The organism is Methylobacterium sp. WL8, from assembly GCF_008040045.1.
Taxonomy (GTDB): Bacteria; Pseudomonadota; Alphaproteobacteria; order Rhizobiales; family Beijerinckiaceae; genus Methylobacterium; species Methylobacterium cerastii.
Genome location: NZ_VRVF01000128.1, coordinates 1 through 6,953, shown reverse-complemented (window position 1 = coordinate 6,953; position 6,953 = coordinate 1). Strand labels below are relative to the sequence as shown.

6 protein-coding genes are annotated in these 6,953 nt (G+C 53.3%); 4 read left to right on the top strand and 2 right to left on the bottom strand.

The window, feature by feature from the left end; translation table 11 throughout:
• The 3 genes from FV234_RS24780 to FV234_RS24770 all read left to right on the top strand — a co-directional run.
• Positions 1-309, top strand: a 309-nt coding sequence (locus tag FV234_RS24780; protein ID WP_210250976.1) for a hypothetical protein, incomplete at its 5' end; no start/stop codon positions are given.
• 426 nt (positions 310-735) lie between these two features.
• On the top strand, positions 736-3,597 hold the full coding sequence (locus tag FV234_RS24775) for a hypothetical protein (RefSeq protein ID WP_147832314.1): 2,862 nt from the start codon (positions 736-738) through the stop codon (positions 3,595-3,597).
• 165 nt (positions 3,598-3,762) lie between these two features.
• A complete protein-coding gene (locus FV234_RS24770; protein WP_147832313.1) occupies positions 3,763-3,990 on the top strand; it encodes a hypothetical protein in 228 nt (75 codons plus the stop codon).
• A 575-nt stretch (positions 3,991-4,565) separates the two neighbouring features.
• Here FV234_RS24770 and FV234_RS24765 read toward each other — a convergent pair.
• Together FV234_RS24765 and FV234_RS24760 are read right to left on the bottom strand one after the other, a co-directional pair.
• Positions 4,566-5,669, bottom strand: coding sequence for a hypothetical protein (locus FV234_RS24765; protein WP_147832312.1), 1,104 nt, complete (start codon positions 5,667-5,669; stop codon positions 4,566-4,568).
• Positions 5,670-5,798: 129 nt separating this feature from the next.
• Complete coding sequence (locus FV234_RS24760; protein WP_147832311.1) at positions 5,799-5,981, bottom strand: hypothetical protein; 183 nt, start codon at positions 5,979-5,981, stop codon at positions 5,799-5,801.
• A 71-nt stretch (positions 5,982-6,052) separates the two neighbouring features.
• On the opposite strand from FV234_RS24760, the gene FV234_RS24755 reads away from it, so the two are divergent.
• The gene (locus FV234_RS24755) at positions 6,053-6,493 is read left to right on the top strand and encodes a hypothetical protein (RefSeq protein ID WP_147832310.1); all 441 of its coding nucleotides are present in this window, start codon (positions 6,053-6,055) and stop codon (positions 6,491-6,493) included.
• Positions 6,494-6,953 lie beyond the last annotated feature (460 nt).

Below are 6,953 nucleotides of genomic sequence, written 5' to 3'. Positions count from 1 at the left end.
CACCCGGCAAATCCTCAAGAGCCCTTTATGCCCCGCCGCATCGCAATCGACCCCGCCAAATGCAGCCCAAGCGTTCAACACGCTCTCCACCGCCTTCGTGAAGCCGGCGTACGCTTCGATCTCAAGACGGTCCACCAAATCAAGGTCGACGACCTCAACTTCTACCCCGCCAAGGGGACCATCTTCCGTGACGGCGATGCCGGCGCCCTCGATCAAGACGGGCTGGACGCCTTCATCCGCCTCGTCCGCCCCGCCCCTCGCGCCCGGCACGGCGACGCCGACGATGCCTTCTCCACCACGGAGTTCTAAATCAGCCAGCACCCTTCCCGTGATCCTAGAGGCGCGTAGCCTGTCTATAAGCAGCCTCCCTTCATCACCGGGTGGTGCCCACACGCCTCAAACTCGCAGTCCCTGCTCGCGCAAGAACGCCGAGTTTAATGAAGTAAAATCAACGACTTGCATGACGGCTCAGTCGGCTCATTCCGTTTCAGCGATATGCGGCTCCGTTTTTAGCTTCGTGTCACAATTCAGGATCCCAAAGAAATTTGCGCTATGCTCGGACCAGTTTTGTGGGTCAGGAGCATGCGATGAGCCGCCATAGTTCGAAGCTTGCATCGTAGCGCGGTTATCCGCAATAACCCTTGCAGGACCTTCAAGTTTTTGGACAGCGCACACATGAGATTAGTAGACAACAGGCTCTCGCGACACACGAGATTGGCGCTACTAGCAACTCTCATGACTGGAACCGCTCTCCAGGGAAGTGTTCAAGCTGCAGACAAAGCAGAGGTGGCCATCTCTATGATGGAATTTGGCGGCAGCATTGGCAGTCTTCTATGGGTAACGCAGCAAAGCGTACAGAAAGACAGCGAATCCAATCCAAATCGCTACACGCGCCTTGCCAACTCAATTAAGGACCGCATCGACGCTGGCCGAGCCAGCTCGTCGCTGGTAAGAGCGAATTTTAATGTTGTTTTCACGACACTCGCATACTCGAGCGCAGTAGATCCTGAACCAATGTCGAAGGTCGCTCTCGGCGTGGCAGCTTGGAGCGCTAAGAAAACTGGCGATTGGATCGGCGGATTAGTTATCGAACAATCGCAAAAGCAAGCGCAGGATATTCTAGCTCAAGGGCTTAAAGAAAGCGGTTTCTCCGAGACGGAAGTTCGGGGCATGTCAGCAGAACAACTTAAGGCAAGAGTTCCAGACCTAAAAGTTGGGGGCCAAATTCTACGAGATATACTCAAGGACGACCCCGAAAGCTTGCAGCGTTTGCAGGCACATGCTGCAGATGTTGCAACAACAATCGCCTCTGAGGCTTTTAGTCGAGCGGACGGCGCCCAGCGAACGGCAGACACCGTCCGGGACGACCTCAAGAAGACAAAAATTACAATTGATGAATATCAAAAAGAAGTAGGTAAACGGCTTGATAGGTTAAATATTGGAGTTGCAAATTTAGCAAAATATACGATAGAATCTACTGCAAAGCTCGACCTTCTTCGTCAAGAAGTAGGGACAAACACAAAGGCCATTCAAGCGCTCGCGCAGGTCTCATTTTCAGGCTGGTCCACAGCGCAAAAGCTACAAGCGGTGCAGTCAGGTTTCTTCATCGAACTTGGGCAAAAACAGAAAGATGCCCTAATCGAGAGCTTAAAAGCCGATCAGAAGCGTGAGGTAGCAATCGCTAGCATACAAAGAACAGCAGGTAACCTTGGCAGTCTCGCAATAATCGCTGGGAATCTTGGCCTTTCCCGGGATGCCGTTAAGAGCCTCCAGGGCGCTCAAACAATTGCGACCGGTATTGCGCAGTTCGCAACCGGCAACTACTTGGGCGCGGTTGCAAACGTGACGTCTCTGGTGGGGCTCGGCGCGCCTGACGCCGGCGCAGCGCGACACGCACAAATGATGAAATATCTAAGTCAACAATTTGAGCAGATAAACAGGAAGCTTGATAAAATAATCGAATTGCAGATAGCAACCCTTGATGCAATATCCAAATTATCAGAGGAGCAACGGAGATTCAGGCAGGAAATTCTTGCTCAACTCGATCAAATCGAGACAGCTGTGCTGCGAACAGAGACTACTGTTCAAGCGATTCTATTGAACGAATGGCAGCCGTGCAGAGCATTGCGAACAGTCTTTAACGGACAATACACGATCTCGAATAAAGACGTACTCAAAGCTATCGCAAACAATCCGAACACGGCAAGTCACGCGAGCGGATGCTATAAGCAGATGATTGGGTTTCTCGACGGGAATGTCAAACCGGCGGACTGGTCCGGCCAAATCATTGCAGCCCTAAATTTTCAAGCCGCCAAGATCTCCGCCAACCCGGAAATTCAAGCTGGCTGGGCCGTCTATGCCGCCCAAAAAGAGAAGGCCTTCGCCAGCGCGAGAGACGCGGTAGTTGGAAAGCTAAATAAGGCGTCCGCAGAACCAGCTCCAGCGCTTGCGCGGCTTTCGCAGCCTGTAGTCAATGCTAAAGCTTCAGCTAAACTCGCATCGGTTTTGGCTACTCCGGCTGTTCGAGACAAGCTGGCGAGATTTAAATGCAATGAAAAAGATGTTCTCGCTCCCGCCCTTGTCGACCTAATTTGCTTCGGGCGCTCCCCAGGTGACAGCGTAGCGCCATTGACGGAACGCTGGGGAGAACTAGTCAATGCAACGCTTATCGGCCCCCAGAGCCGGATGATACTTGACGTTGGCGTTGCCCTATCATTAATTTCTGATCTAGCCCGTCGAACTCCTGAAGGGTCATTCGTCTTTCCAGACTGGACGCAGATCTCAGCAGCTTCTAATGAAGGCGTCACCGCAGACCTGCAAACTGGTTTGGAGCAGCACAAGTCGCACACTCTACTCGATAAACTACGCTGGCTCGCTGAAGCGAACGTTCTTCAGCAAAGTATCGTCTACGGTGATTATACTGCCGAACTCGCAACCGCAGCGTTATACGACCCAGCAACGAATTCGCTGAACCCTGCTAGGCCAGAAGCACCGCGGTTTCTAGAAGCGATGAAGATGAATCCCGTACTGGCCCGCAACGTTGTGCTTCTCGCGATGCGGCGTGCAATTGAGGCTACTCTTGGTGGCGCCGACAAAGCAGAGGAAGCGAATTACCGAGAAACTTATTACGCATTAGCTGTTGAAGACTTTTCAGCTCCAGCAGCTTGCGACGAAGGTCGTTCTAAGGATAAACTAAGCGATATTTTTCCAAAATGGAATTTCGAGTTTCGCGCCACCGCATCACAGAAAGAGCAAAGCTACAAAAATTGTAAGTTGGAGTACATCCCTGCTGTAGGAGGAGGGGCGCATCTACCAGAGATGGGAGCTGGCGCTACTCTCAAAATGTCTGATGATTTCTATATTTTGATTCCGAGCGCGCTGCATTTGTCGACAGGAACCTTTGATATTCCGGACAGTCTTCGGGTCGCTCTTGCTTATCGGGACAAAATCTCACAGGCTATCGTCGATCTGAGCATCGGCGAGGTTTTGAAGTCTCAGATCAACGAGCGAGGCGAGAAACTTTCTGATGACGAGACTCAGCAGCTCGCCTTAGATCTAATAAATGAAGGATGGGGTTGGCAACATCGAAAAAATTAAGATCAAACAGAGATACAATAAAAATAGTTATTTCAGCTATCCCGTCTCTGGTTTCTATCCTAGCCATGAAATGGCTCATGATAAGGGTTTAGATCTATGATATCGACTTATAGATACTTATTTCTCAATGGTAGAAATCTATGGCTCGCAGGATTTTTGTCGGCAATGCTGGCTGCCCCAGCACACGCTGGTGACGGTGAATACATTAATAAGCTTGAGCATCAAGTTGCTGAATTGTACGGGAACAGAGATGCATTGTTTAAGGAGACGGGCGAGTTGAGAGCTAAGACGAAAGAGCTAGAGGCTGAAAATATCAAGTTGAACAATAACTTGAAGAATTTATCCAATTCTATCGACGCAATCAATGCTCGTATCAGTAAAAATCAAGAATGATAGTTAATGCATACGTCCTCACTCTAGCCCAAAGCAACTAGTAAAGTGCGCTGGAATTTTGGAGCTACCTCATAATGCCGTAGCCTGGTTAGTGATCGTATTGTATGGCAAAGTGTTCAGTGTCGCTAGGGCGCTCGATTGTCACTGTCCGACTCGCGGGAATTAAATTCCAAGGTAGCAGCACTGTTGTCTTTCTCCGCACTTCCCGCGGCGGGTGATTTACTGATTGACTATTGGAGCAGCCCCGATCTCCTGAACTTATGGAACCTGCGTATCCTCCTCGGTTCGCCTCGTATGAGGCGTTTTCGCTAAATGGGCGAAAGCCGCTGTTTCGGACTAGCGGGGAGCCGGGTTTGGTGATGCGTTGCGATGACGCTCTCACCGATGATCGCCGGCGTCGCTGTCCCAGACGAGGGCGTTGAGTATTCATAGGGTGAGGCGCATTCCAGTCTAAGGACAGGATTAGTCATTTCTGAAAGTCCAAATAAATCAGGATTTTATTGCGCGAGTTTTTCGGAGCCGCTCCGTTTCTGTCTAAAGCGGCTCCGCTTTTCCTCGGTCTTGCCTTGCGTCACTCAGATCTGCAGCGTCGACCTCAACTCTTTCATCGTTGCGGCATTCGCGGCAGCTCTCAGATCCGCCGTTTCCAACCACTGCTGCGCGCACCACTCCTCGAAATAGGCATCGGTGAAGATTGCGCCTGGCGCCGTTCCGAAGTGCTCCAGCGCATAATTCAGGAAATCCGGAATGGTGCTGTTGCTCTGCCGGCTCTTCGTGCTTAGTCCCCGCGCGACGCCTAATCGCTGACGCACGACAAGCCCCTGACGGCGTAACTTTAGGCCGCCGACTTTCTCAATAACGATTTTCTTGGCTTGAAGTTCGGGGTTAAGCTCTCGCTTCGTCGGCTTCAGGCCCTTGGACATGTATTTATAAAGCTGCCACTGTGCCCGTATGTTATTGTCACGTCGGCAGATAACGTGAATCGTTCGGTCCCCCTTGGTGCCTCGACGCGGTTTTTTCAGAGGACGAGTTGCGATTGTCGCCACCGCCGTCTCGACCTGAAACTTTAATGCCTCTTTCATGTGGTGCGGCACGCGCAGGAGGATGTGCGAGTGCAACCCATAGGTCTTGCCGTTCTCGATCACCCAGACCCAGGCTGGCTGCACTCCGCGGTGCAGCAGCCACTTCCGCAGAAGCTCCAGATATCGAATCTGCGCCTCCATCACGGCGTCGGACTCAATGATCCCCACCGTCGACCAGGAGATCGAAATGAAGGCGTTCATCACCTCGCCGACGCAGTTCGCATAAGCGATGGCATTGTAGCCCTTTCGGAACTGCGTCGAGGTCAGATACTCAGACGCTCCATGCCCGGCCCACGCGCGCCCATGAGCCTGTCGATGGCTACCGAACACCGCCTGATGCAGCTGCACGGCGGCGTCGGCGCTTGTGCCCCCAACCCAGTTCGGCAAGCCGAAGTCGGCGAACTCTAAGCCGCTCTCGCGTAGGAAGCGGACCTTCTCGCTCAAAGTCGGCAGTTCCTCCAGCATGGCCCGGTCGTAAGGTGTTTCATATGCGGTGGCATGTGCGCGCGCGCGGTGCGCAAGGGCCATCTTCATCGTGGTCCCGCCCATGAATGGGTTGGCAGGGCGCTCACCATTTGGGTTCGAAAAGGTGGACATTGGGTGCTCCATAGGGAGCCGTCAGACACGCGGCCCCTATAGGAGGCAAAAAAATACGTGTCTAACACTTTGGGGAGGTGCCCGGAGCGTTTCGCTCCGAACATCCCGACGTCAGCGACTCATGCTGCGCTACTGCTTTGCTTCATCGTCGTCCCCACGCTCTCTCAGCGGCAGGGCCATGGCTTTCTGGTAGATCGGGTCTTCTTCGTCCTCTGGCAGGAGTCCCGCGTTGCGCAGGTGCCAGAGCCACTCGGTTTCGGTGCCGAAGTCCTCAGCGGTCAGATCCCGATCTTCTTTTTCTGGTTGGCTCACGCTTTCAGCCCTCTTCGTCCCGCGGGTACGGCACCTATCCAGCCGCCAAGGCATTCTAAGTCGGTCGCGGCATGCCGACCATAAACTGGCACGCCGCGACGATTGTCGGCCTTTTAGGCCGCAGCAGTCCCAGCGGCGACGTCGCCGTCAGGGTTCTGTGCCGTCAACTCGATCGCCTTCTCGACCAAGGCAAGACCATTGAACCCCGACAAATCTCGGGTCCGAGCCTTAAGCTTCTTGGCAAACGCGACTTGCTTCGCAGGCGTGCGGGCGTATCGCGCCTCGACATACGCGGCATGAGCCAACTCGCCCAAGCTTCCCGCCTGGGGCACTCGAACGCTGTGAACCATCAGCTCGAGATCACCGCGAAGGCCACCACGGATAAGTGCGCACATATCCGTCATCAGCAGGGCTGCGGCCCGCAAGTGGGGATGCTGGACGCGACGGATAGCGGCCAGCGACATACCCGGGACGATGCGTTCAGCTTCAGCCTCTATCTCGGTGTCTATTGATGCACGGACGGCTTGGTTCATAGCAGTTTCGCCGGCTGCCAGGGCTTCCGCGGGTCTCTCGCTTAAGTTGTAAGAAGGATGGGTCACGGGCACTTCCTGCTTCGGATAATGCCAGGCTCGCGCGACCGAACAGCCGCTGAAACGAGCTTGGTAGACAATATAGTGAGTTCGGGCTCGATTGGCCTATGGCCAAGCTTGATGAGGCGAGCTGAGCCCGAGTCCCTACCTTCCAGGTTTCAACATAGCCTATATCTCTGACCCTAGGTTGCGGCACGCCATGTGTTGAGCCATTCTGAAATTTGCGGGTCTTGATGTGGCTGATAGGCAACCTAGAGATGCAACCCGTCAGCTCTCAAGTTCCCTGCACCCACTACTCTACCAAAACCGGCAATCAGTAACGGGTCGGGTTGGATCATTGAAATTAAGTAATCGATGGAAATATTCCGTACAAATATTATAG